Origin of the sequence: Bradyrhizobium lablabi (assembly GCF_018131005.1) — a bacterium.
Lineage (GTDB): Bacteria > Pseudomonadota > Alphaproteobacteria > Rhizobiales > Xanthobacteraceae > Bradyrhizobium > Bradyrhizobium lablabi_D.
Genome location: NZ_JAFCJK010000005.1, coordinates 105,689 through 129,359, shown reverse-complemented (window position 1 = coordinate 129,359; position 23,671 = coordinate 105,689). Strand labels below are relative to the sequence as shown.

Genomic DNA, 23,671 nt, shown 5'->3' with positions numbered 1-23,671 from the left:
TCACCTGGTAAGGTGCACCGGATACTCCGTGGTGGCCATCACGCGCTCCCACCGAGATAGAGCCGCCTGACGATGTCATTGCCCTTCAATTCGTCGACCGAATCGGCTGCCACGACGATCTCGCCATGTACGATGATGTATCCACGATTGGCGATCCGGATTGCCTGATTGAAGTTTTGCTCCGCCATCAGCACGGTCAGGCCGAGATTCTGATTGAGTTCGCCGATCTTGGTGATCGTCTGCGAGACCAAGAGCGGCGACAGACCTACCGAAGGCTCATCGACCAACAGCAAGCGTGGCGACGACATCAACGCACGCGCGATCGCCAGCATCTGTTGTTGCCCGCCCGACATGGTGCCGGCGAGCTGGCTCTTTCGTTCCTTGAGGGTCGGAAATGCTTCGAAGGCAAGCGCCAGATTGCGCTCGATATTGCCACGGGCGGCCTTGCGAAAGGCGCCGAGCATCAGGTTCTCCAGGACGGTCAACCTCGGAAACAGCCGTCGTCCCTCAGGAACCAGCGCCACACCAAGATCGACGATATCTTCAGCCGACAGCCGGGACAGATCATGAGCCGATCCGTCGATCGTGAGCGATATGCTTCCTCGCTGCGGCCGGACGAGGCCGGCGATGCACTTCATCAAGGTGCTCTTGCCGTTGCCGTTAGTGCCCAGCAATGCGACGGTCTCGCCAGACTCGACACGGAGCGAAACGCCACGCAACGCCTTCACGGCGCCGTAACCCGCATCAAGGTCATTGGTGGCGAGGCTAAGTGCCAAGGTAGGCCTCCTGCACGCGCTGGTTGGCCATGACTTCAGACGGCGTGCCAATCGCGATGATCCTGCCGGCGTCAAGACACATCACGCGATCCGAGAAACGCATGACCGCCTGCATGATGTGCTCAATCATGATGATGGTGATGTCGTGATCTGCAAGGCTCATCAGAAGATCGAGCACCTCGTCGACTTCCGAGCTGGAGAGGCCTGCCATGGCTTCATCGGAAATCAGCAGCTTTGGATGTGTCGCCATCGCCCGGGCAAGCTCCATCTTGCGCAATTCCACTTGGCTCAGCTTCGTGGGCAACGTGTCAGCCTTGGACGCGAGACCCATCCGGGTCAGTATCGACATCGTGGTATCACGACGTTGCGTCATCGAGACATGCTCGTCCGCAGCAAAATCGAGCGCGACCATGAGATTTTCAGCAACCGTCATGCTTCTGAACGGCCGAGGGATCTGGAAGCTGCGCGCGATACCGCGGCGCGTGCGCATATGTGGCTGCAGCGGCGAGATGTCTTCTTCGCGGAAGATGACGGAGCCGACCTCGGTGCGGAACGCGCCGGAAATGCAATTGATCAGCGTGGTCTTTCCCGAGCCGTTCGGGCCGATTAGGCCGAAGCGCTCTCCCGGCGAAATGTCGACGCTGACATTGTCGAGCGCGGTGAAACCGCCGAACCGCTTGGTGAGCGAAACGATCTGCAGCAAGGGCACCCGTGTTTCGGAGGCCGTCATTCCTTACCCCGGTTGCGACTACGGATAATCTTGCGGATCAAGCCAATGATACCCTCTGGCGCTCCAACGACAAACAGCACCAGCATCACGCCGAGCAACAGCACGTTGACTTCCGATGAAATGGTAACGGTCAGCAACTGCTGCGTCGCGCTCAACAGGATCGCACCGATGACCGGGCCCATCCAATGTGCAGTCCCCCCGATCAGCGACATTGCCAGCGCCGAGACGGAGTAATTGAGATTGAACGCGGACGCCGGGTCAGCGTATTGCACGTACATCGCGGCTGGCGCACCGGCCGCGCACATCAGTGCCCCGGAGATGACGCACGCCAACAGCTTTAGCCGCAGGGTCGGTACGCCTGTGCATTCGGCGGCGAGTTCGTCGTCTTTGAGCGCCTGCAAGCCGCGGCCGATCCATGAATTCTGAATGTAGCGCGAGATCGCAACCGCCAGGACCACCAGCAGCGCCTGAACGAAGAACAGCATTTGCACATAGTTGTCGAATGGAGCCGACGCCGCCGGCCGCTGTATCTGAATGCCTGCCGCGCCGCCGACATATCGCCAGTTGGTGATCGACGTCTCTATGATGATCGTTAACGCAATCGTCGCGATCGAAAAGAAGATGCCCTGCATCCGCAATGTCAGGAGCCCCAGGGCGAAGCCCATCAGGGCGCCGACCGCGGCAGCCGCCGCGATCTGCACAACGAGCGGCGCGCCAACCGCCTTGACCAGGAACACGGCCGTGTAGACGCCCATACCGAAGAACGCACTGGTGCCGAAATTTACGTAACCGGCGTAGCCCCCAAGGATGCTCCATGCGACGGCCAGCACGATGAACTGCAGGATCACGTAGCCGGCAAAAAAGGGATACTGATTGCCGATCACTTGGGTCATCAGCAGCGCGGCGGCGAGAAATAACGTTATCCCGATCCAGAATGAGATGCCGCTGCGCTTCATGATCGCCTGCCGAACAGGCCTTGGGGCCGGACGGCGAGGACGCCGAGCAGCATCGCGAAAGAAATGGCCGGCGCCCAGGAGGCGCCGAACATGGTGAGGACGATCGACTCGGCGACGCCGAGGATGATGGCAGCGACGAGCGTACCGCTGATGCTGCCAAGTCCTGCCATCACCACGACGCAGAATGTACGCCCGATATAAGCGCGGTCGAGCGTCGGGTCGACGGGGGCGACGATGATAAGCAAAGCACCCGAGACCCCGAGCACGGCGGTCGCAATGCCGAACGCCCATTGCTTGACGCGGATCGGGTTGGCGCCCATCAATCGCAGAGCCTCCTGGTCCTGTGCGACCGCGCGGATCGCGCGTCCCATGAAGGTTCGCGACAGATACAGCGTCAGCAGGATGGTGAGCGCCCCGGCTACCACGAACGCGACCAGCAGGCGGAAGGGAATCCGGATATCGCCGAGCCGCCAGGCCTTGCCGATATACGCCGCGGTGACCGAACGCTGGTCGACGCCGAACTGCAGAATGATCAACACCTCGATGATAAAAGCGACGCCAAAGAAGAACGCGATTCCGCGCACGCCGGCGTCGCTACCCCGCTTTTCAAAAGTTTCGTAATACAGGCGGTAGGCCGCGAGGCCGAACACAAACAGTATCGGTGTGATCAGCACCCCCGCCACGAGGGGATCGACGCCGTATTGCTCGTTGAGGAAGAACACGGCGTAGGACGCCATCACCAGAAAGGCGGGATGCGCCACGTGTGGGACGTCAAGCAAGCCGAACGAGACTGACAATCCGAGGCTGACCGCTCCATAGAAGCAGCCGAGCAGTACACCAATTACGATTGCATCGAGCAGCAGGTCCATTGAAAACAATTGAAGTCCCCTTGACCGGCGCGAAGCCTGCGTCCCCGGCCAGCCCCACCGGGTCATCCAAATCCCCGCCCGGGACTGTTCGGCTCAATCCCGGGCAGCCATGCGATGATCTCGAAAACGCCGTTACTTGCGAGCGGCCTCAAATGGAGCAATGAGTTCGCCAGACCTCAAATTCTCCGGGAACAGGATCACCTGCTTGCCCGCATTGCGGAACTGTTCCATGTTCTTGTCCACCACGCCCCGGAACTGGGCCTGCAGCACGGCGGTTTCTTTACGCTCGCCATCCGCCGAGAAGGCAATCGGCCCAACGATCGTCTTATGCGTATTCTCACGCAGATATTTTGCGATCGCCTTCTGGTCGAGCGAGCCTACAGCGTTGACGGCCTGCTCGACGAGTTGGCCACTGGCATAACCGAACGGCGCGAGATAATAGCCCAGCGGATCGACCTTCGCTTCCACCGCCCGTTTTGCGTAGGTCTCGAAGAATTCCTTTGTCCCGTCGAAATACATGCTCTTTTCCGGGAGCCACGAGTTGTAGTTGACGACGCCGTTAAGCAACGACCCCAGATTTTCCATCACGGCGCCAAACTGCAAGCCGACCATGCCGCCGCCGAAAACTTTGACGCTGTCGCCGATCCCGATTTCGTTCACGGCGCGCAAAATCCCCGCCGAATCCGGCGGATAGGACGCGACATAAACGATGTCAGGCTTAGTGGCCTTGATTGCGCGAACGATACTGGAGAATTCCACCGTGTTGGGCGGATATGCCTGATCGAAGACGATCGGCATATTGCGCTTTGTTGCTAGCTCCCGCGCCGTCTTCGCCAGATTCTGCGCAAACTCTTGGTCTGCCGCCAGCAGCGCTATCGACTTGCCGCCGGCTTTCTGGGCAATATCGAGGAATGAAGCAGCCCAACTGTCTGCCGGTCCCCAGGGCGCGTTGTTGAACCACATGTCGTGGCCAACCTTGCTGTTCACCTGGAACGAGAAGTTGCCGATCAGCAGGAGGCCGCGCTGCTTGACCATTGGCATGATCGGCGCGGTCGGCACGGTTGCGTAAGGCGCGAACAGGAGATCCACCTTGTCGATGTCGATCAGCTTCGAATAGATCGCCGGGGTCTCCGAAGCGCTCGACTTGTCGTCGTAGACCACGAGTTCGACCTTGCGGCCGAGCAGGCCGCCCTTGGCGTTGACGTTGTCCCTCCAGATCTCGATGCCGAGCAACGAAGCCTTGCCACCGCCGGCAAGACCGCCGGTCAGAGGCATGCTCATGCCGATTCTGATCGGCGGCTGTTGTGCGTCAGCACCTGGGCTCAGCCCAAGCAAGGCTGCGGCAATCGTTCCGCCGAGAAGTGTCCTGCGTTTCATCAATCCTCCCCATAAGTCTCATTTTTTTCTGACATATTGAATGAACAGGGCGAACGTCACAACGAAAAAGCGTCACGTCCGTTAGTAGGGGTGCCTCCTCAATCAAATCCGTCCCAGTGCCGTCAGAACAACCTGAGGCGTCAGTGGAATCTCCGTAATTGTCGTGCTGAACGGTCGCAGGGCATCATTGACCGCATTAGCAACAGCGGCAGCGGCGCCTGCCGTGCCGGCTTCGCCCGCTCCCTTGGCCCCCAGCTCAGACTCCATCGTGGGCGACACGACGTGGCCAACGTCAATGTCCGGCATCTCGCCCGGCATCGGGACCAGATAGTCGGCCATGTTAGCGTTGGTGAGCTGGCCCCGCTCATCATAGATACACTTCTCGAACAGCGCCGCCCCGAGTCCTTGCACCACCCCGCCCCGGATCTGCTCGTCCACAAGTTGCGGATTGATGATCGTGCCGCAATCCTCAACCACCCAATGCTTCAGGAGCTTGACGAACCCGGTGTCAACGTCGACCTCCAGCCAGGAGGCCTGGGCGCCATTGGTGAAGGCGAAGGGGTATTCGCGAGGAACAAAATGCCGGGTCGCCATTAATTCAGGCCGAACTCCTGGCGGCAATGTGTCCGGGCGGAAGTAGACGATCCGCGCCAACTCGCCCAGTTCGATACGCAGTGCACCATCACTGGCATTAACGACGTTGTTGCTGGTGATGTCCAACTCTGCCGGCGTGGACTGCAGGATAGCGGCCGCAACATCGAGAATGTTCCCACGCAAGACCTTGGCAGCTTGCAGCGCCGCCTCACCACCGATCCCCGCACCGCGCGAGGCCCATGTGCCGCCACCGTAGGGCGTATTGTCGGTATCACCCAAGATGACGCGGACACGCTCCATCGAAACTCCGAGCACACTGCCCACGATCTGTGCAGTCAGCGACTCGGACCCCTGCCCCTGTTCGGTGATGCTGGTCTGGCAGATGACCGTACCTTGCGCATCCAGCCGAACCGCGACGCCATCCTGAGACGATATCTTGGCGCCGCCAACGCCATAGAAAGCGGCGCTCGGATTGGTCACCTCGATAAAGCTGGCAATGCCGATACCGCGATGGACATTCCTGCCCCGCAGGGTCGCCTGCTCCGCACGCAGCGCGTTGTAGTTCATCATCCCGAGCAGCTTTGCCAACGAGGCGTGATGCGACAATTGCTCGAATCTCAGACCTGAGGGAGAGACGCACGGATAGCCGTCGTCGGCGATGAGATTGCGACGGCGGATTTCAACCGGATCCATTCCGATCCTCGCGGCGGCCAGATCGACCAACCCCTCCGTCACCGAGCAAGCGATCGGATGTCCGACCGCGCGGTACTGGCAGGTGACATTCTTGTTCTGAAAGACGACTCGAGCGCGTGCCCGATAGTTCTGGGTGACGTAGGGGCCGCCGACAAGATTGACAACCTGATTAGCCTCAATAGCGCTGGTGCGCGGGTACATCGAATATGGACCGATTCCCGTGAGATCATCGATCTCGAAAGCTGTGATTTTGCCATCGTGCTTGACGCCGATGCGTCCCTTGCACCGATGGTCACGCGCGTGAATATCGGTGTTGAAGCTTTCAATACGATCGGCAACGAACTTGATCGGCCGACGCAGAAGCTTCGAGAGTGCGTAGGTCGCCATTTCATCGGCGTAGATATGAACCTTGATGCCGAAAGAGCCGCCGACATCCTTGCAAATCACGCGGACCTGAGATTCTTTCAGGCCCAAATGCAGTGCGGCGATGTTTTGCACCATGTGGGGTGCTTGTGTGCCCTGATAGATCGTGAGTCGGGCTTCCGCCGCATTCCAGTCGGCGACCACGGCCCGCGGCTCCAGCGTCACGCCGGTATGACGACCGAAAACGAACTCAGCCTCGATCACGGCGTCGGCCTCCGAAAACGCCCGATCAACATCGCCCGCAATGTGATTGCGCTCAAAGGCAAGGTTGTCGCCAAGCGCCGCGTGAATAACGGGCGTCGACGGATCAACGGCTGAACGCATATCGGTAACCACCTCGAGTTCCTCGTAGTCGACCGCGACCTGCTCCATCGCGTCTTCGGCGGCCGCGCGGCTGGTCGCAACTACCGCCGCAACCGCCTCGCCCTGCCAGCAAACACGCTCGATCGCGATGGCATGCTGTGGCGCCGACTTCAGCCCCTTTAGATGCGAAAGCACACCAACCCAAGGTGTGATGACGGCCGCAAGCTCGCGGCCGGTCACCACACCAATCACGCCCGGCATACACTTCGCCGCGCCGGCATCGATCTCGACGATCCTTGCATGAGCATGCGGCGAGCGCAGGAAGACCACGTGAGCCATCCTGGGCAAATCCAGATCACTCACGTAAAGTCCCCGCCCCTGCAGCAGCCGGTCAAGGTTGGGCCGCGGCACGGTCTTGCCGATATAGGAGTTCGGGCGATCGAGCACCGAGAGCGTGTCTGCGCGCCCGCGGGTCGAGGTCATGACGAACGCCCTGCTCGTGCCCTGGCTGTCGCTTGCACGGCGTCGACGATGGCCTGATAGCCGGTACAGCGACAGTAGTTTCCGGAGAGATGCTCGCGGATGGCCTCGCGATCCGGCGCAGGTGACTGCCTTAGCAAGTCCTGCGCCGTCATCAGCATTCCCGGAGTGCAGTAGCCGCACTGCAGTGCGTTGCGTTCACGAAAAGCGGTCTGAAGGTCAGCAACTTCACCGCGATCGGATAGCCCTTCAATCGTCTCAATCGAAGCGGCTTGCGCTTGTACGGCCAGCATCAAACAGGAGCGCACGATCTCGCCGTTGACACGAATCGTGCAGGCGCCGCAAACGCCATGCTCACAGCCGACATGGGTTCCAGTAAGTTGCAAATGCTCACGGAGAAAGTCAGCCAGATTGAGCCGTGGCGGAACAAGCGCATCGATACGTTCACCGTTGACCTGAAACGAAACCGATATCGGGGCAATCACGCTCTGACCCCCGTGTCCAGTTCGGGACGCGAAAGCAGGGTCGCTACGCAGCGCCTCAGCAGGACCTGTGCGAGGTGCCGGCGCATGGCGGGAGACGCCTGCTGGTCCTCCAAAGGATTGAGCTCCTGAGCGAGCGCAGCAGAGGCTGCAGCCAGGGAAGTGAACGTTACGGCCACGTTGATCAACTTGCCGGCGGCTGTAGCGAGCAACGGGCGATCGCCAACCGCAAAGAAACCAAGCCGTAGATCGAAAAACGTACCGTTCCTGACAACCGCGCTCGCGGCAAGGCCGACGATGGCGTAATCACCGTGTCGTCGTGCAAATTCCTGAAAGAAATACACCAATTCCTTCTCAGCGACCGGAAGCTCGACCGCGATCAGCAATTCCTGGGGCGATAACGCGGTCTCGTAGATGCCCTTGAAAAATTCTGCCGCAGCGATCCTGCGTTCGCCAGTTGGACCGCGAACGACAATGGTCGCGCGAAGCAGGACCATGCAGGCTGGCAATTCCGATGCCGGGTCGGCGTGCGCCAAGCTTCCGCCAATTGTCCCGCGGTTGCGAATTGCGGGATGGGCAACATGAGCGATGGCATCCCGTAACAAGGGCGCATGCAGGGCTATCAGCGGAGATCTTTGCAGATCGACATGGCGAGTCAGCGCACCGATCACGAGCTCACTGCCTCTCGTTTCGATGCCGCGTAACTCGACGAGATCGCCGATATCGACCAGGATATCCGGGGAAACGAGCCGAAGGTTCATCGCAGGCATCAGGCTCTGACCGCCTGACAGAACCTTGGCCTTGTCGCCGTGTTGGGCGAGCAGTTCCAGCGCGTTCACGACGCTGGACGCGCGGGCATAAGCGAAAGCCGCAGCTTTCATGTTGGGCAAGGCCTCCCAGCCCGACTTTGGCGTTTCCGGATTAGACGGCGGCCACTTGCAAACGTCAAGCTTGTTTATCGAGTGATTATTTGATGGCTCAGGGCTTGTCATCGCGCGGCGAAGGACGCACGGTCTTCGCTAAACAAGAAGTCTGCACGCGGGGAGCAGAAAACCATGAGGCTCGGTTTCTTCACAATGCCGATCCATCCCGTCGAAAAGGATTGGCGGCAATCGCTTCAGGAGGATCGCGAAGCCTTCCTGCTTGCCGATGAACTCGGCTTCAGCGAGGCTTATGTCGGCGAGCATGTCACCGACAGAGCCGAGAACATAACCTCGAGCATCGCCTTCATCGCGTGGATCGCGTCCGCCACCAGGCAGATCAAGCTCGGCACCGGCACCATCAACATGCCGAACACACATCCGGCAACCGTTGCCGCATCTGTTGCAATGCTCGATCACATGCTCGACGGCCGCTTCATCCTCGGCATCAGCCCGGGAGGTCTGCTGTCTGATGCGGAGGTCTTTGGTAATCTCGACGCAGACCGCAACGCCATGTTCCTCGAGGCCATCAATCAGGTGCTCGCGATTTGGTCCGGCAAGCCGCCATATGAGCTACAGGGCAAGTACTGGAATATCTCAGTTGATAAGACCATGATTGAAAGCATCGGCCAGGGATTTATTGCCCGTCCCCTGCAGATGCCGCATCCGCCGATCGTCGTGACTGCAGTTGCGCCGTTCTCAAGGGGTGTAACCGAGGCCGCAGCACGAGGTTGGGATCCGATCTCCGCAAACTCTTGATGCCGGCCTGGGTAAAGAGCCATTGGCCCAAATATGTCGAGGGCTGCGGGCGCGTGAGCCGCGCCATTGATCCAGCAAACTGGCGTGTTGCGAAGAGCGTGTTCGTCGCGAAAGACGCGGCGACCGCAAAGGCCTATGCCACCGACCGCAACGGACCCTACGTCTACTACTATCACCAGTTGTTCACGAAACTGAAGCGCAGCGGTCGGCTTGAGTTGTTCAAGACACGACGGGAGCAGCCTGACACCGAGGTAACGCTGGAATCCATCTGCGACAAGCTCATCATCTACGGCACGCCGGAAAGCGTCGCCGACCAGTTGCTGGCGTTCCAGGAGGAGGTCGGCACGTTCGGAACCCTGCTTTATGCGGGCAAGGACTGGAAAGACCGCGAGCTTGGTCGTCAGTCGATGATTCTTATGGCCGAGAAGGTGTTACCGCAGGTCAACGCCGGCGTTGCCAACTGAACGGACACAATCAAGGAGCTCTGCCGTGGCCTTCACTGATCGCATCCCCTATCAGGCTCAGGTCGATCGCCCCAAGCTCGTTTTACCTGGCGGCAAGAAGCTCGCGGTGTGGGTGATCCTCAACGTCGAGGAATGGCGGATCGAGAACGCCATGCCCCGCACCGTACTCAGCCCGCCCATGGGCCAGCCGCTGTTGCCCGACGTGCCAAACTGGTCGTGGCATGAATATGGTATGCGTGCCGGCTTCTGGCGGCAGTTCAAGGCACTCACCGATCGGAAAATACCGGTGACGTTGGCGCTGAACGCCAACGTGTGCAACACCTATCCACGCGTAGCATCCGCGGCACTTGAAGCGGGCTTCGAATTCATGGGGCATGGATTCATCCAGGCGCCGATGCACAAGGCCGGGGACCAGGCCGATGCGATCACGCGCTCGGTCGAGACGATCGCCAAATTTGCCGGCAAGCGACCGCGATCCTGGGAAAGCCCGGGCCTGACGGAGACCGAGGATACGCTCGATCTGCTGCGTCTCAACGGAATTGAATATGTGGCGGACTGGGTGATCGACGACCTTCCCCAAGATATCGCCACCCCGCATGGACCCCTAACCACGATCCCCTATTCCGTCGAAACCAACGACATTGTCATTCACGCCCTGCAGCACCTTCCATCTGAGCAGTTCCTCAAGCGCTGCACAGATCAGTTCGACCGGCTCTATCTCGAAGGCGCAACGAACGCGCGGATCATGGCGATCTCGATCCATCCTTACATCACAGGGGTGCCGCACCGAATCAAGTATCTCGAGGCGCTGCTTGACTACGTTACCGGCCATGACGCTGTGGCGCTGATGACCGCCAGCGAGATTGGAGATTGGTATCGCGCCGAGATGTCCAAAACGTAGCTTGGTTCAAGTCATAATCTTGACTGGAATTCGCCGACGATGGGCACAGTCTTCGGCTATTCGGCTAAAGCCGGCGAGAAAGACATCCAGCGCGTCACCGATCATCTGCGTCTTGTCCTCAAGAACAGGCGCCTCATAGATGTATTTGCGCACACCGTAATAGAAAATTCCGCCGTGAAACACCCAAGCTAGTTCCAACTCGGCCGGACTTGGCTTGCTTTGCGCCTCCAGTCCCGCATCGTGGCGACACTCCCTGATGATGCGAGTCAGGATCTTGTCCTTGACCATGCCGACATACCAACGGTTGATGTCGAGGCCCTTTAGACCCGAATAGAGATAGATTCGAAGCCATTTGCGCGTGAAGATCGCGTTCGTGTAAGCCTCGTAGAACTCCTGCAGCCGCGCGCGCAGCGGCCGAGATCGATCCGATAACAATTTTTCCCAGCCAGTCTCGAGCGGATCGAGATAGACCTTGCGATAGACCTCTTTGATCAGTTCGTCCTTGCTTGGAAAATAGCGGTAGAGTAGCGGCTGGGTGACACCGAGCTTGCGGGCCAACGCCCGCGTGCCACCGCCGAATCCCTCTTCCGAGAACAGTTCTGTCGCCTTCGTGACGAATTCAATGCGACGGTCGTCAGGTGGCAATCGCCTGTGCCGGGCACGCGTTTGCCTGACGGATCCTTTCCGGATCATGACGCTTTGCTGCTTGCAACAAACCGCCCGAAACCGCCCCGAGCGAACAGCAATGGCTCCCGCCGATTGTAAGCGTAGGCTTCCACCGCTCCCAGAAAAATGACGTGATCGCCACCATAATAGCGGTTAGCGGCGCGACACTGAAAGTTGGCGACGACGTCGGCAAGCACGGGGGCGCTTCCAAGTCCCGGCAACCAGTCTACCCCGACGAACTTGTCTGCAGACGACTTCGCGAATTGCGACGCCAGCGCCTCCTGTGATGCGCCAAGGACATTCACTGCGAAGTGACTGGCATTCTGGAAGATGGTGAGTCCCTGAGAAAACGTGCCGAGGCTCCAGAGCACCAACGGCGGATTGAGCGACACCGACGCAAACGAGTTACAGGTCACCCCATACGGTCGTCCCTCTGCCGACATCGCGGTAACAATGGTCACGCCTGTAGCGAACATGCCGAGCGCATTGCGGAAATCACGGGGGTCGATCGCCGAGTTGTAGCTTGCAAGTTCATTGGCCGGATCTTCCGGATGCTTGTGCGAGTCAGACATCCATCGGCCTCAAAGTGTCAGATTTTCGGACGGTAGCCCCAGCGCTACTCGTCCATAATTTGTCCCCGCCGCGTCGAAATTGAACGCGAGGTGCGAATTCACCGCATGTGCATCGCGGAACTGACGTTGCAGAGCGCCCGACGTGAACAGACTGCGAGCGCCGCTCGCCGCAAACAACAACGACACTGCATCGGTACACAAATTGACCGTGAATGCACCGTCGCGCCGCAATTTTGTTTTGGCTGCGATATCCGGAATTTGCCCACAACGAGCCGCTGCCAGCGCTTCGATACAGTTCATTCGCATGATGAGACGCGCGGCGTCGATCTTGGCTGACGCCTGCGCGATCTTGATCTGCGTGCTCTGCAAGTCCCCGAGCTTGGCTCTGTTGTATGTCGACGCCCGATGTCGCGCGATCTCAACATAATCGTCGAGACAGGCCTGCGCGTTTCCGAGTCCGACCCCCGACAACACATATGGAAACAACGAGAATACGGGAAGCGCATAAAGCGCACTCGGATTTACGACGCTGCCCGGCGTCGGGCCGCCGGTCAAATCGCTCACCGCGACGGTCATCTGTTCGGGGACGAACGCATCCGTCACTTGAACGTCGTTCGATCCCGTTCCTCGTAAACCGGCGGCGTTCCAAATATCGTTGATGCTGTAGTCCCGCCTGTTCAGCAAGAAGAGGCGATATTCGATCCCGTCGGCTTCATCGTCGGACGCGACGATGCTGGCGAGCATATTCCACTCGCAGGATTCGACCCCGGACGAGAATGGCCAATGGCCGTTCAAGACATATCCGCCATCGGCCTTTCTTGCTCGTCCTGCTGGAAAGACGAAAGACGACGCAATCAGGGCGCTTGGGTCCTCACCCCAGACCGCATTCTGCGCCTCGAGCGCGAACATGCCGAGCATCCAGTGATGGCTGGCCAGATTGGCAAAGTTCCATGAAACGGAGGCATCGCCTTGCCCAAGGGCATCGGCACAATCGACCAGGGCAACATAGTCGAGTTCGCCGCCTCCGACGCGCGTTGGCTGCAAGATCCGAAACAGCCCGCTATCGTGCAGATCTCGCTCCGTCTCCGGCGGCAATCGGCGCAATTCTTCTGTTCTAGAGGCCCTTTCCCGCAACGCAGGGATCAACGCCCTGGCCCTGGCGACCATGATCGCGTAGGCATCCGAGCCGGGCCCCGTCGGAGCATTTGCACCAGGCTTGCGGCCACTCCCTGCCATTGGCATTTCCTTCGTCAGCCTTCGCTCCGCCCAGAATCCTGCCGAACCCGCCATGTAGTTTATCGACTGATCACCGATGTTCAAGGCATGTGCGAACATGCTTGACTCCAACCCTTGCGTATCCATCGGTGCTGCCATTCGCCACCTCGGCGCTAGCTCTGGCCTGCCAACGCCACAGCGCTGTCTCACCGCAGATCTCGCGCTGCCAGAAAGGGCTCGCCCACAAACGCAAAAAAAGCCCAGCGGCGTGGAGCCGCCGGGCTTTCGGGCATTTGGGAGGTCTCGCGTCGGTCCAGCTTTCAATCATGCGAGAGACAGGACTACCCACTTGTCGCCACCTCAAACGAGTTCCTTCCACCAATACAGCGTATGAGGCCAAGCCCAAGCCGATGCGGGCCGGAATAGGGTGTAACCGCTGCGGATGAAGTTGTTTGCTGAGACGACGTTATCGGTCGTATCCGAGACCATCGCAGTCCAGCCAACACGCCGGGCGCGAGCTTCTAATGCGCGTGTCAAACGTAGTTGCAAGCCATGGCCATGGTGGCGCGCCAGGACCCCGACGCGACTAAGGTAACCTGCGTTGACGACATGAGTTGAAGGAATAATACCTGCAAAAGCAATCGGCTTCTCCCGATAGAAGGCTATCCACCAATGCCCGTGATCGAATTCTGGAATACGGGCACCGTCGCAGAACGTCAGTTGGTGCAACTCGGAAAGCGCATCGGCAACGTCATCGTCCTGCCCATCAACTTCGCGTATCCGGTACATGGCCCACCTTCGTCCTTCTCAAACCTAGCTCGCACGTCGCCAACGGAGAAGATGAAAATGATCACTTTCCGAGCGTCGTCTTGATACCCATCCAAACGGCGCCTACAAGGCCGGTCGCGATTATCGTGATGACCGCCTTGAAAGTGAAATTCTGAGCCTGCTCTACGCTCCTGCGCCAGCGCCGCAGGTGCTGGAAGTCGGCCCGCAGCTCTCGGCGATCCGCGTCCTCGATGCCGAAAGAGGTCAAGATCGTCGCCACCGTCTGCAGGACGACTGCGTCGATATCACTTCGGCGAATTCGCTCCTGCTCCGCTAACGCTTCAATAACGATGGACCTGACATCGGTTTCGTGCATCGGCTCACCGCCTGATGATCCGCGCGACATTCTCGAAGCCTCGTTTAGCGAAATAAAATGCCACGACCAGATTTGCGGTGGCCGCTGCAAATCCTGCCAACGGGTCGGTCACGCCAAGGCCAAGAACCTTGTCCCACACCAGCAGCTTGCCGCCTGTGCCGAGCCCGACATTGATGGTCAGATCATCGCGCGTCTTCCAGCTGCGCGGGTCGACGGTGACCCAGGCATTGCGCAGCCTCACTGTCTGCTGCTGTTGGCCGTGCTTGCGGATCGTGCCATGCAGCAGCGCGAAGATGTCGCGCACGCCTTCGGCCATGATGCGCGCGATCAGCTTGACCCGCATCTGCGACGCCGAGAACATTTGAGCCACCGCGGTCGCCGACTGGTTCTGCAACGCATTGGCGTCGATGCCCTGCGACTGGCGGCTGAGTCCGGTGCGGCTCTCGAGCTCGGCGTCGAGGTATTGCATCATTGGATAGATCGACGAGGTGATGTCGGGCACCACCTGCCAATTCAGGCCGCCAGGCGTCTTGGTTCGCACCACGCCACCCGGCCGCGACACCAGGAGATCGTCGAGCGTGTTGGGGCCGGCATTGCTCTCGGCCACCTCGACGCGCGGATTGTTGTGCAGATAAAGATTGTCGAGCGCCCCGCGCTTCAGCGCCGTCTTCTCCCGCTGCAGCGGCATGACAAGCTCGGCGATCGAGCGACCAAAGAAGCGATGGGTCATCGGCACCGGCGTCGTAGCCGCGAACGGCATGGTATCGAACGGCGTGATGCAGTCACGTCCGTCCTTGCGCAGGATTTCGCCTTGATCTCCGCCGGTAATCACCTGATAGAGGCACGGCCGGCCGTTGCCCTCATAGTCCATCCGCACATAGTGTTCGGTGACGCGAACGAGTCTTGCTGCCAAGTTAGTGCCGCTCGTACCGATGCCGAAATGCTCGTCTGCGGTGTCGCGCGCCAGCGTCTCGATATTGGCGTCGCCGACATAGTCGTTCAACGACTTGATCTGCGCGGCGTCGAAACCTTCGGCGATCAGTTGCGCTTCCGTCTTGGTCACTACCTCGTGAAAGCAATAGTTGCAGTCGCGGATGCTGCGCGCGCCTCGCTCGACGCCGAATTCCTCCGGCGGGACACCCATTACCCTCGCCTGCGCGAGCTTTCGCGTGGTGACCATGGTGACGTCGTGGGTGACGGGCGCGGCAAGCGGCATCGCCGCCGGTCCGGGAAGCAGGGAAACAGCCATTTCGTGGAACTCATCTGATAGAGGTGATGGCTTGAGCGCGTGACATGCGCTCGCGCAATGTCCTGTGCGGTCTATCTGCGCAGATAATTGTTGCGCACGTAGCCTTGCAAAGGGTCGGCCAGGCCGCCCGAGAGCGACACTCCATCCGGCCATCGGACCTTACTTTCGCTTCCTGCCATTTCAAACTCCAAGTTGAAACCTTTGGTGGCGCTCACTATCCTAAAGAAACACGCGGCTTGGCGCGTGGCGCCAATTGCGATGATTCATGGCGGTATTGAAATTGACTGGGACAACGATGACCTATCTGCTTTGTGGCCTTATCGCGACTTGGCTTTGTGGGCTTTATTTTCTCACGTCAATGAATGCGCGAGATGCGGAGACCGTTCTCGAAAACATCGCGCCGGATGAACAGTGCACGGAAGTTCAACGTTCACGCTTGCGTTCCCTGCGTGACGGTTCGGTCTGGCTCGTTGACGCCCTGTTCATCGGTCCCGGCTTGGCCGTCGCTGTACATTTGCTTCGACGCATTTTTAATCTCGATGGTACAGACGACACCCGCGCAACCAGGATCGACCCGGCACGCCTGACCGACGCTGGCCGCACACATCTCGTGCGGGCGATCCGCAACGAACGCATTACGTATGCGTGGATAGGAGCGGGTAGCGTGCTCTTGGTGTTTGTCGTCTACTATTTCAAGGGTTGATACCGGGCGGGCAACGGTTGGCGTTTGCTACGCTGCCAACTCTCGGGCTAAGCAAGGCGCTGTTTCCCCCGCCCCAAGGCCACCCAAATGTCCTTCCGCCATAGGTTCCTGCTGTCATGCTTACCCCTCTGTCGCGTCACGTACGCGAAAGCAATTTTCCCGATAGGTATTTCGGGACTTGAAAGTGAAATAGCCGGCCCAACAGAACCCAGCCAGGCAGAGCCAACCAAGAGCCAAGTTTCCGGACGCAAAGAGCGCAAGTGAGACTCCCAAGGGCAAAGCGCAGGAGACATATAGAACCTTCATGTATTCGGCTTGCAGTGATAGCGGCGTCGCCGGGTCAAGCGCATACACAGAAAGCGCATATCGCGACATTTCCAGATCCTGGAATTGCGGAGGAAGCACGCCGACGAGTTCGCGGTGAAGGATTTCGTATCTGACGATCGACCAGATCGCTGCAATTGCGGTTATGACGAAGAATACGGCAGACATGGTGGTTGCTCCGAGAGTCGGTGACTGGTGAGACTATGCACTGAACAACCACGGGCTTTGCCATTCCGCATGCAGTGAAGGGAATCGGGATTGTCCAAGACCCTCCATCCGGCCAGTGGATGCCGCGTTCACGATCAGCCATTGCTGTCTCCAGTGGTCGGCGCCACATAATCGTGAGCGACCGCGCAGACGGCACAGTCTGTGGACGAAATCACCACGTACGTCGCCGCGCTGTTCTACGCTCAATCCTGGTCAAGGACTGGCTTGCCGGCACGCTCGCTCTCTTTGCATGGTGGGGAAACGATATGCGGCTTGCCTTGAACAATCTCGTGCCCGGCGCCCGCTTTTCGGACTATGCCCATACCCAGCATCTTCGGATTCCGGCTCCTTGCCCGCGCCATCAAACTGGAGAAGCTGGCCAAGCTGGATCGTGTCTATCGTCAGAAAGCGATCCGCACCGAGTGGATCACTATGGCCTGGGGAGTTTGCAGCTTTTTGCTCCTTGGGGCCACCTTTTAGGCGCGACCCTGTTGGAGCAACACCTCCTCAGCTCGTCGCCTCCGTTCCCGTGGCCCGAACCGCCGGATCGTGCACGGTGTGCTCGATGATCTTCAGCGCGCCGTTCGACTCTATCACCGCCTGCGCAAGTAGCGCGAACTGGTCGTCGCTGAGATCGTAATAGGTCTCGCGGCTCTCCTCCTCGCGCTCCTCCCACCACACTTTCGCGATGCCGACTTTCGACAGCAGCGCATCCTTGACGAAGGCGTAGAGCGTCATGAAGCCCGGGTTCTGCTGCATGAAGACGTGATTGACGTAATCCGTCTCCTGCTGTGCGGCGGCTTCGTCCTCCGGACCCACCGGCTCGAAGCGCACAACCTCGTCGGAGCCCGCGAAAATATCCATCAGCGCGGGCATCAACGCTTCGATCGTGTCGGCGACATCGGTCGACACCGCGCGCGAGCGACCGTCCTGCGCCGGCATGTCCTTGCGCATGTCTCCGAGGTAATAGTCCATGGCGTCGGCACGATCTTCGGCCAGGCGCGCCGCAGACACCGCCGCGAGCGCATTGGCCTTTTCAGAGGCAAGCATCGCCTTCAGGTCGGATGGGGACATTTTTGTCATGGATGAAAGCCTTGGTTCTGAACGCTTGATGTGTGTGATCACTAGTCCACGGGCAATCAGCGGATCCGATCACAGAAAACCGCACTTTCCGGCGACGCACGGCTCGCAGCAGAACCGGATCGAGACCGGAGGTGAAGGGGTGAGCGAGCGCCGGCGGGGCGGAGCAAGCGCATGAGCCAATCTTCGTCATCCGCATCGCGTTGATCTGAGCTTTCGGATCGTTCCCAGATTGAAGCCAGCGCTCCTAAGCAACGGCTTCAATGAGCAGGATGACCGCGAGGAGCGCGGCGAAGCAGGTGACAACTCCGATCCAGCCAGCAACGGTTTGCTCCATCTCTATTCGCCCGCTTTCGTCGCGCCGGCAGCCGAGCGCATTGAACCTCCTGTGACCCGAAGTGGGGGGTTCGACACACATCCTGCCGAATGAAAGACGTGGCAGGATGAGCCGTGCTGCCGTGTATCCGACGATGTCGATCAGTATGTCGAAGATGACCATGATTGCCTTCGCCCGGAATGGGCCTCGCGGAGGAGTTGCACGGATGCGCGAGCTCGCGTATGTAGAACAAACGATGAACAACGTCAACCAACTTGAGCGTATGCAAACTCCCTTGATCTCACGCGCGAACTCACCTCCAGGTCGGAAGCCCCTCCTTGTCCGTCAAAGAGCGCCTCCAAGGAGCAACGTGACGAAGCCAGTAGCCTGACGATCGAACTCGCTGAGAAATCGGTCAGCAGATGCGAGTGGAGATGCAAGATCAACAAGTCACCGACACGGCTCCCGGTGCGATCAACACTCCTGTGTGAATTCGTTGAGCCTGGAGGCCTCCCCTCCACCTCGCCGTATCGACTCGTGATATGGGGCTCAAGCTCGCCAACTGGAGACAATACCCTTTGCATCATATCGCGCCACGACATCACCCAACTCCACGATGTAAGAAGTGAAACGTCACCGCTAGCCGTTGAAAGGTGACTGCCGTTCCGCTTCTGCGCGAAGTGAGCTTTTCACGGGCTCTCGGCGCGAGCCCCAGGGCGCCTAGACGATCAACTGATAAAGCGCTACTAGAGCGAGCAATATCACACCGAGCAGCGCGCCGACTGTGCCGAGTCGCGCGGCGTTCGGCGACCGTGCCGCGTTCACAGCGACCATTCCGCTCACAAGCCCGAGCAGGCCGACAATCGCCGCGACTTGAACAGCAGTCATTCGATCTCCTGACATTGCGGAGCCAGCATGCCCGATACGACCTCCGCCTTGAAGAAGCGTCTGGCGCTGTTTCTCGACGGCACCTGGAATCAGGTCAGCGACAACACCAACATCTGGCGCTTCCGCGCGCTGTTTGCGTCCGTGAGTGCTGACGGGCGCGAGCAGCGCGCCTATTACAGCACCGGGCTCGGCACCAAGTTCGGCGAGCGCATCCGCGGCGGCATGTTCGGCACCGGCATCGACACAGCGATCACCAGCGCCTATGAATGGCTGATCGAGAACTACGCCCCGGGCGACGACATCTTCATCTTCGGCTTCAGCCGCGGCGCCTACACCGCGCGCAGCCTGTCCGGCTTCGTTTCAAAATGCGGCCTGCTGCAGAGCGGCGCGCCGCTCGGCGTCAACCAGCTCTACAAGCGCTATCGTCGCCCGAGGCAGCGGACCATCCGCGAACTGATCGCGGCGCGCGACGAGGGCACGACCGATTTCAGCTTCGAGGAAGGCTGGATGGTAAAATACGCGCAAGCCGTGCCGATCAAGTTCCTCGGCGTGTTCGACACCGTCGGCGCACTCGGCGTTCCCTTCCCGCTGCTTCAGCAAATCAGGGGATCGGCCTATCCCTTCCTCAATACCGGGCTGCGCCAGAACAACGAATACGCTTTTCATGCGCTGGCGATCGACGAGCACCGCAAGGCGTTCGCGCCAACGCTCTGGAGCAATGAGGGCGCAACCAATGCAAAACCGCGGCCGATCGAGCGCACCGAGCAGCGCTGGTTCGTCGGCGCCCACGCCAATGTCGGCGGCGGCTGTTTCGACGATCCGCTGGCCAGCCTCCCGTTCAAATGGCTGGAGCGTAAGGCCAACGCCCTCGGCCTCGCCTTCCGCGACGGATTTGAGGTCGATCCGAACGCCATCGCTGGAAAGGTCTCCGATTCCTACGGCGAGTTCATGGGTGGCCTATATCGCCTGTTCACGTTCGACCGCGCCTATTACCGCCCGATTGGCGCCCCCCCGAGGGACGAGGGACCGGGCGTCGTCAACATCAACGAGACGATCGATGCCTCGGTCTTCGAACGCTGGCGCAACGACCCAACCTATCGCCCGCCAGCGCTGGAAGCGTGGGCCAAGGCGAAGAAAGTCGATCTTGCGAAGATAGCGAGTACGGTAAGAGCCGACGATCCGGCGACGGCGGTTCCGAACTAATCGTCCGGAGGGGAACATTACTTTAAGATTGGAGGAGGTCATCTTTGCCCTGGCTGAAAACCTCGGGGTGGGAATGGACGCACGTCACACGAAGGAATCCTTCCGGCGCATGGCGCGAACGATTAGGAATCTCGCCGAACTTACCGTTATGCTGCTTTGCTTCCTCCAGCACATTACGTCATTAATCGGGTCAGGATTGACTCAGCCGCCGTAACGCAAACCGCACCACGCGCAGAAAACCATCGGCCACGCGGATCATGAGCAGCGAACAGGACCTACAGCAAGCAGAAGCACCACCCGAACAAGCCCCGCGCAGGTCAACATTTCGCCGCGTGGCGTCCTGGATCGCTGTCGTGTGGTTCTGTTGCTTTCTCATCGTGTTTAACTTCATCCTCTTCATGACTACGGACATCGAGCAGAATGGCGCCCCCCCCGTCTGGGTCATTCTCTTCTTCATTATCGGAGGATGGGTATGGCTTGCCTCTGCGTATTGGATATACGACAAGCTGTTCCGAATGGCTGAAGCGCGTTGGCCGGCGGCCAAAGGCATCAGGGCAATCCTGAGTCCTCTTCTTAAGTCCCTCCTCCTGCACCACCACCACCATTGAGCTGGCGCACGCGAGTTCATGGGCGAAGCATCGGAATGGCTGCGGCCGGACGAAACCTGCCGCGCGGTCCAAAATGCGATCACGATGGCACGGGCTGCTGCTTCAGCGGCCGAGGTACCTTTTCGCGGCGAGTACGGTCGGAAGCACGCGCCGCGCAACGGGATAGACTTTCTGCAACGCCTCTCCTGCCTGGCTCTCCGGGTAGGCTTCTTCAACGCCTTGAACCACAATTCCGGGCGCGACGGCATGCTTGACGATCGTCTCGGGTAACTCGGTTAGCACCCGAGCCGCGGCGGGCCCACCGAGACGCGCGGCGATTCCCGCTTCGCCAAGGAGAGCCGGCACAAACTCGGCAATCGTCTCAGTCAAGCGCCCCGCTCTGGTCTTCGGTTGATAGAAATCGAACTCCCAGGGGCCATATCGCTCGATAAATTGCTGAATGGCATCCGGTGTTGCGTATTGCCTGATGTAGTCCGGTTCATTGGGGGCAAGTTTCGCAAGTCCGATCGCGCGCCGCAACCCGTTTAACACCAGATTGTTCGGCAGATAGCCAAATCCAGTCAAAGCCTCTCCGGGCAGCCCTAGCGTGTTGATGGTACCATGGGCCAGGCCGATGCCCGCCGACTTCGCGATATCAACCGAGTCCGGGGGCGGCGCTTCTGCTCGGGCCGCGCTCCTAACTCCGCGAGCCAGTCGCGCGGCCGCAGCCTCTCTCGCTTGTCGTGCCTGATCGGCCTCAGATTGTTGGATCGATTGTGAGGCTGTCGCCGGTGACGCAGAAGAGTCGGCCGACGGCGGCGGGGCACTGTTCGGAAGCCGCGAAAGCTGCCTGAAGTTTGGATCTTGCGGCAGAGGAATCACTCGTTCGCCAGTACCTGGAATTGGCTGATACCGGCCCTGCTCCGCTTCCAGAGTGTGAAGCCTGCGGAGCATGCCGCTTTGCGGGCTGCCAAAGCTGTCGTTGTTGGTGTTGGGCGTGCCGTTCGGTGCTGAGCTGAAATCATAGCCCTGCTGCTGCAGGTTCTGTTGTTGAATCGCCCGCCTCAGCATGCCACCGCCGATAGCATAGGTTTCGGGATCGAATTCGTATCCGCCGCGAAAATTGATGGCGACCATTACTGCAATTCCTTGTCCATGATGACGTGTTCTTGCTTGTAACCGTCGAGTCCGCGCAAGTGACCGCGAGGGTCCTGTTTCACAACCACCCCTGCTCCCGGTATCGGATCACCCGATTGAAACTCCCCGCCCTCCCCGGCGCCTCGTAGCAGATCGCCATGAGCCCGAGCGCATCGGCCGCGTGGCTGGACCAGTCATGCTCCGGACCCAACCCGACATTCCGCGCCTCGTCCTTGCGCTCGTGGTAGAAGCCGATGGCATCACGACCGGCTTCTGTCGTCGCCTCGTTCCACCAGATCTGCGGGCCGAGCCTGCGCAGCGCCTCGATCCGCATCATCGCGGCGCCGCGGCCCTGGTTCTTCACCGGCGGCTCGACAGTGAAGCCGGCCTCGCGCAGATGGTCTTCGTAGCGCTTGCCGGTGACGTTGTTGGTGGCGACGCCGTCATGCGGCAGATACAGGATGGCGTTCTGATAGCCGCGTGAGCGCAGCCAGTTGACGTGAAACGCCAGCACTTGGCCGACACTCTCATAGTAGTCCAGGACCTTGATCACGCTTCCGGCCCACTGCACCATCCAGATCGTGAAGGCATCCGCCGTCGCGCCCGCGCCGCCGATGTCGACAAACGCGCGGAGCGGCAGCAGAGGATCGGCCGCGACCTTGCCGATGCGCCCGTCCTTGCGCGCCTGCGTCAGCATCTCGGCAAAGTAGGCGCCCTCGAATGCTCTCACATAGTCTCCTTCCCACACGTGCTCATATCGATCCGGGTAGAGCGAGAGATCGACCTGCCGTTCCTCCTCCAGCACCGCCGGAAACCATGGGTTATCGCGCCAATTGGCACGGATGACGATCGAACCCGGTGGTCTTCGCGCGCGCAGAAAATCGTCGATCGCGTCGGACTTGCGGCGAGGATTCCACGATGCCCAGAGCTCGGAATTTTTGGCACGAATGGTCGGGCGCAGCAGCGAGAGGCTGTGCGCGCTCAAGCTGTGCGCCTCGTCGACCCAGGCGATGCGGAATCCTTCCAAGGACTTGATCGAGTCAGCGGTGTGATCTTGCATACCGCGGAAGATGACAAGACCGTCACCCGGCGTTGCGATCTTGTCCGAGTAGACCTTGAACCCCCCGCCGACGCCAAGCGAGGCGATCTTGCCTTCGATCAGCCGCTTGGACGATTGCGCCAGCGTCCGCTGCGCCTCGCGAATGCAAACAGCGAGCGTACCGCGCTCGGCCTGACACATCTCGACCAGGAGTTCGCCAAAGAAGTGGGACTTCCCCGATCCTCTGCCTCCGAACGCCCCTTTGTAACGCGCGGGCTGCAGCAGCGGCTCGAACACTTTCGCGGTTGGTATCTTCAGGATCGACAAGGATGCTCTCGATAAGGCAGTCGGCCCGCACGCCAGCCTGCCCGTCTCGCGGCGACTGTCAGGCTTGAAATATGATTGACGAAGTCGAGGCCCGATCAGGCCGGCGAGCCAGTCGTTAAGATTCGCACGCGGTCGGCCGAGCCTTCAGGAAGACCGGAGATCGACGGTAGAAAGCGTTCGTCGAATGTGACAGGACGATCAGGCAGCACAGCGCAAGGCGTGGCCCCATGGAGAGCCATCACCTCGGCTTGCGGAGTGCGGGAAAGCGCTTGCCTCAGGCGAAACTA

At 59.9% G+C, this 23,671-nt stretch carries 26 protein-coding genes; 6 read left to right on the top strand and 20 right to left on the bottom strand.

Annotation, left to right across the window (positions count from 1 at the left end; genetic code table 11):
* Positions 1 to 38: 38 nt before the first annotated feature.
* The 8 genes from JQ553_RS16595 to JQ553_RS16560 all read right to left on the bottom strand — a co-directional run bounded on the left by JQ553_RS16595 (position 39) and on the right by JQ553_RS16560 (position 8,564).
* Positions 39 to 776, bottom strand: coding sequence for an ABC transporter ATP-binding protein (locus tag JQ553_RS16595; RefSeq protein WP_212501053.1), 738 nt, complete (start codon positions 774 to 776; stop codon positions 39 to 41).
* The gene (locus JQ553_RS16590) at positions 766 to 1,506 is read right to left on the bottom strand and encodes an ABC transporter ATP-binding protein (protein WP_212501052.1); all 741 of its coding nucleotides are present in this window, start codon (positions 1,504 to 1,506) and stop codon (positions 766 to 768) included. The genes JQ553_RS16595 and JQ553_RS16590 overlap by 11 nt, the downstream gene beginning before the upstream one ends.
* On the bottom strand, positions 1,503 to 2,462 hold the full coding sequence (locus JQ553_RS16585; protein ID WP_212501051.1) for a branched-chain amino acid ABC transporter permease: 960 nt from the start codon (positions 2,460 to 2,462) through the stop codon (positions 1,503 to 1,505). Before JQ553_RS16585 ends, JQ553_RS16590 begins: the two co-directional genes overlap by 4 nt.
* Complete coding sequence (locus tag JQ553_RS16580) at positions 2,459 to 3,331, bottom strand: branched-chain amino acid ABC transporter permease (RefSeq protein ID WP_249144384.1); 873 nt, start codon at positions 3,329 to 3,331, stop codon at positions 2,459 to 2,461. The genes JQ553_RS16585 and JQ553_RS16580 overlap by 4 nt, the downstream gene beginning before the upstream one ends.
* Before the next feature lie 132 nt (positions 3,332 to 3,463).
* A complete protein-coding gene (locus JQ553_RS16575) occupies positions 3,464 to 4,708 on the bottom strand; it encodes an amino acid ABC transporter substrate-binding protein (RefSeq protein ID WP_212501049.1) in 1,245 nt (414 codons plus the stop codon).
* A 102-nt stretch (positions 4,709 to 4,810) separates the two neighbouring features.
* Positions 4,811 to 7,204, bottom strand: a complete 2,394-nt coding sequence (locus JQ553_RS16570; RefSeq protein ID WP_212501048.1) for a xanthine dehydrogenase family protein molybdopterin-binding subunit — start codon at positions 7,202 to 7,204, stop codon at positions 4,811 to 4,813.
* Positions 7,201 to 7,686, bottom strand: a complete 486-nt coding sequence (locus JQ553_RS16565; protein WP_212501047.1) for a (2Fe-2S)-binding protein — start codon at positions 7,684 to 7,686, stop codon at positions 7,201 to 7,203. Before JQ553_RS16565 ends, JQ553_RS16570 begins: the two co-directional genes overlap by 4 nt.
* The gene (locus JQ553_RS16560; protein WP_212501046.1) at positions 7,683 to 8,564 is read right to left on the bottom strand and encodes a xanthine dehydrogenase family protein subunit M; all 882 of its coding nucleotides are present in this window, start codon (positions 8,562 to 8,564) and stop codon (positions 7,683 to 7,685) included. Before JQ553_RS16560 ends, JQ553_RS16565 begins: the two co-directional genes overlap by 4 nt.
* A gap of 174 nt (positions 8,565 to 8,738) precedes the next feature.
* On the opposite strand from JQ553_RS16560, the gene JQ553_RS34485 reads away from it, so the two are divergent.
* The 3 genes from JQ553_RS34485 to JQ553_RS16550 are packed head-to-tail and all read left to right on the top strand — an operon-like array spanning position 8,739 to position 10,727.
* A complete protein-coding gene (locus JQ553_RS34485; protein ID WP_249144349.1) occupies positions 8,739 to 9,362 on the top strand; it encodes an LLM class flavin-dependent oxidoreductase in 624 nt (207 codons plus the stop codon).
* Positions 9,362 to 9,826 (top strand): hypothetical protein, encoded by a 465-nt coding sequence (locus tag JQ553_RS34480; protein ID WP_249144348.1) that lies wholly within the window; start codon positions 9,362 to 9,364, stop codon positions 9,824 to 9,826. Before JQ553_RS34485 ends, JQ553_RS34480 begins: the two co-directional genes overlap by 1 nt.
* 25 nt (positions 9,827 to 9,851) lie before the next feature.
* Positions 9,852 to 10,727 (top strand): polysaccharide deacetylase family protein, encoded by an 876-nt coding sequence (locus tag JQ553_RS16550; protein ID WP_212501045.1) that lies wholly within the window; start codon positions 9,852 to 9,854, stop codon positions 10,725 to 10,727.
* Between the two features lie 6 nt (positions 10,728 to 10,733).
* Here the strand turns inward: JQ553_RS16550 and JQ553_RS16545 are convergent, their stop codons facing one another.
* From JQ553_RS16545 to JQ553_RS16520, 6 genes are all read right to left on the bottom strand, one after another.
* The gene (locus tag JQ553_RS16545; RefSeq protein WP_212501044.1) at positions 10,734 to 11,420 is read right to left on the bottom strand and encodes a TetR/AcrR family transcriptional regulator; all 687 of its coding nucleotides are present in this window, start codon (positions 11,418 to 11,420) and stop codon (positions 10,734 to 10,736) included.
* Positions 11,417 to 11,965 carry a flavin reductase family protein gene (locus JQ553_RS16540; protein ID WP_212501043.1) on the bottom strand — a complete coding sequence of 183 codons (549 nt, stop codon included), beginning with the start codon at positions 11,963 to 11,965 and terminating at the stop codon, positions 11,417 to 11,419. The genes JQ553_RS16545 and JQ553_RS16540 overlap by 4 nt, the downstream gene beginning before the upstream one ends.
* Positions 11,966 to 11,974: 9 nt before the next feature.
* Positions 11,975 to 13,201: an acyl-CoA dehydrogenase family protein gene (locus tag JQ553_RS16535; RefSeq protein ID WP_212501457.1), complete on the bottom strand. Its 1,227-nt coding sequence runs from the start codon at positions 13,199 to 13,201 to the stop codon at positions 11,975 to 11,977.
* A gap of 339 nt (positions 13,202 to 13,540) precedes the next feature.
* Positions 13,541 to 13,969 carry a GNAT family N-acetyltransferase gene (locus JQ553_RS16530; protein ID WP_212501042.1) on the bottom strand — a complete coding sequence of 143 codons (429 nt, stop codon included), beginning with the start codon at positions 13,967 to 13,969 and terminating at the stop codon, positions 13,541 to 13,543.
* Positions 13,970 to 14,030: 61 nt separating this feature from the next.
* Positions 14,031 to 14,324, bottom strand: a complete 294-nt coding sequence (locus JQ553_RS16525; protein WP_212501041.1) for a hypothetical protein — start codon at positions 14,322 to 14,324, stop codon at positions 14,031 to 14,033.
* A gap of 4 nt (positions 14,325 to 14,328) precedes the next feature.
* Complete coding sequence (locus JQ553_RS16520) at positions 14,329 to 15,573, bottom strand: hypothetical protein (RefSeq protein ID WP_249144415.1); 1,245 nt, start codon at positions 15,571 to 15,573, stop codon at positions 14,329 to 14,331.
* 265 nt (positions 15,574 to 15,838) lie between these two features.
* Here JQ553_RS16520 and JQ553_RS16515 point away from each other — a divergent pair, with 265 nt between their 5' ends.
* Positions 15,839 to 16,276 carry a hypothetical protein gene (locus JQ553_RS16515; protein ID WP_212501040.1) on the top strand — a complete coding sequence of 146 codons (438 nt, stop codon included), beginning with the start codon at positions 15,839 to 15,841 and terminating at the stop codon, positions 16,274 to 16,276.
* Between the two features lie 120 nt (positions 16,277 to 16,396).
* Here the strand turns inward: JQ553_RS16515 and JQ553_RS16510 are convergent, their stop codons facing one another.
* The 4 genes from JQ553_RS16510 to JQ553_RS16495 all read right to left on the bottom strand — a co-directional run bounded on the left by JQ553_RS16510 (position 16,397) and on the right by JQ553_RS16495 (position 19,091).
* Positions 16,397 to 16,768 carry a hypothetical protein gene (locus tag JQ553_RS16510; protein WP_212501039.1) on the bottom strand — a complete coding sequence of 124 codons (372 nt, stop codon included), beginning with the start codon at positions 16,766 to 16,768 and terminating at the stop codon, positions 16,397 to 16,399.
* A gap of 546 nt (positions 16,769 to 17,314) precedes the next feature.
* Entirely contained in the window at positions 17,315 to 17,890 is a 576-nt protein-coding gene (locus tag JQ553_RS16505) for a hypothetical protein (protein WP_212501038.1), read from the bottom strand.
* Between the two features lie 244 nt (positions 17,891 to 18,134).
* Positions 18,135 to 18,386 (bottom strand): hypothetical protein, encoded by a 252-nt coding sequence (locus JQ553_RS16500; protein ID WP_212501037.1) that lies wholly within the window; start codon positions 18,384 to 18,386, stop codon positions 18,135 to 18,137.
* A 537-nt stretch (positions 18,387 to 18,923) separates the two neighbouring features.
* Positions 18,924 to 19,091, bottom strand: a complete 168-nt coding sequence (locus JQ553_RS16495) for a hypothetical protein (RefSeq protein ID WP_212501036.1) — start codon at positions 19,089 to 19,091, stop codon at positions 18,924 to 18,926.
* Positions 19,092 to 19,118: 27 nt separating this feature from the next.
* Between JQ553_RS16495 and JQ553_RS16490 the strand changes: the two genes are divergently transcribed.
* A complete protein-coding gene (locus JQ553_RS16490) occupies positions 19,119 to 20,294 on the top strand; it encodes a DUF2235 domain-containing protein (protein WP_212501035.1) in 1,176 nt (391 codons plus the stop codon).
* A gap of 257 nt (positions 20,295 to 20,551) precedes the next feature.
* Positions 20,552 to 20,902, top strand: coding sequence for a hypothetical protein (locus tag JQ553_RS16485; protein WP_212501034.1), 351 nt, complete (start codon positions 20,552 to 20,554; stop codon positions 20,900 to 20,902).
* A gap of 102 nt (positions 20,903 to 21,004) precedes the next feature.
* Here the strand turns inward: JQ553_RS16485 and JQ553_RS16480 are convergent, their stop codons facing one another.
* Complete coding sequence (locus tag JQ553_RS16480) at positions 21,005 to 22,018, bottom strand: hypothetical protein (RefSeq protein WP_212501033.1); 1,014 nt, start codon at positions 22,016 to 22,018, stop codon at positions 21,005 to 21,007.
* A 79-nt stretch (positions 22,019 to 22,097) separates the two neighbouring features.
* Positions 22,098 to 23,384 carry a PBSX family phage terminase large subunit gene (locus JQ553_RS16475; RefSeq protein ID WP_212501032.1) on the bottom strand — a complete coding sequence of 429 codons (1,287 nt, stop codon included), beginning with the start codon at positions 23,382 to 23,384 and terminating at the stop codon, positions 22,098 to 22,100.
* Between the last annotated feature and the right edge of the window lie 287 nt (positions 23,385 to 23,671).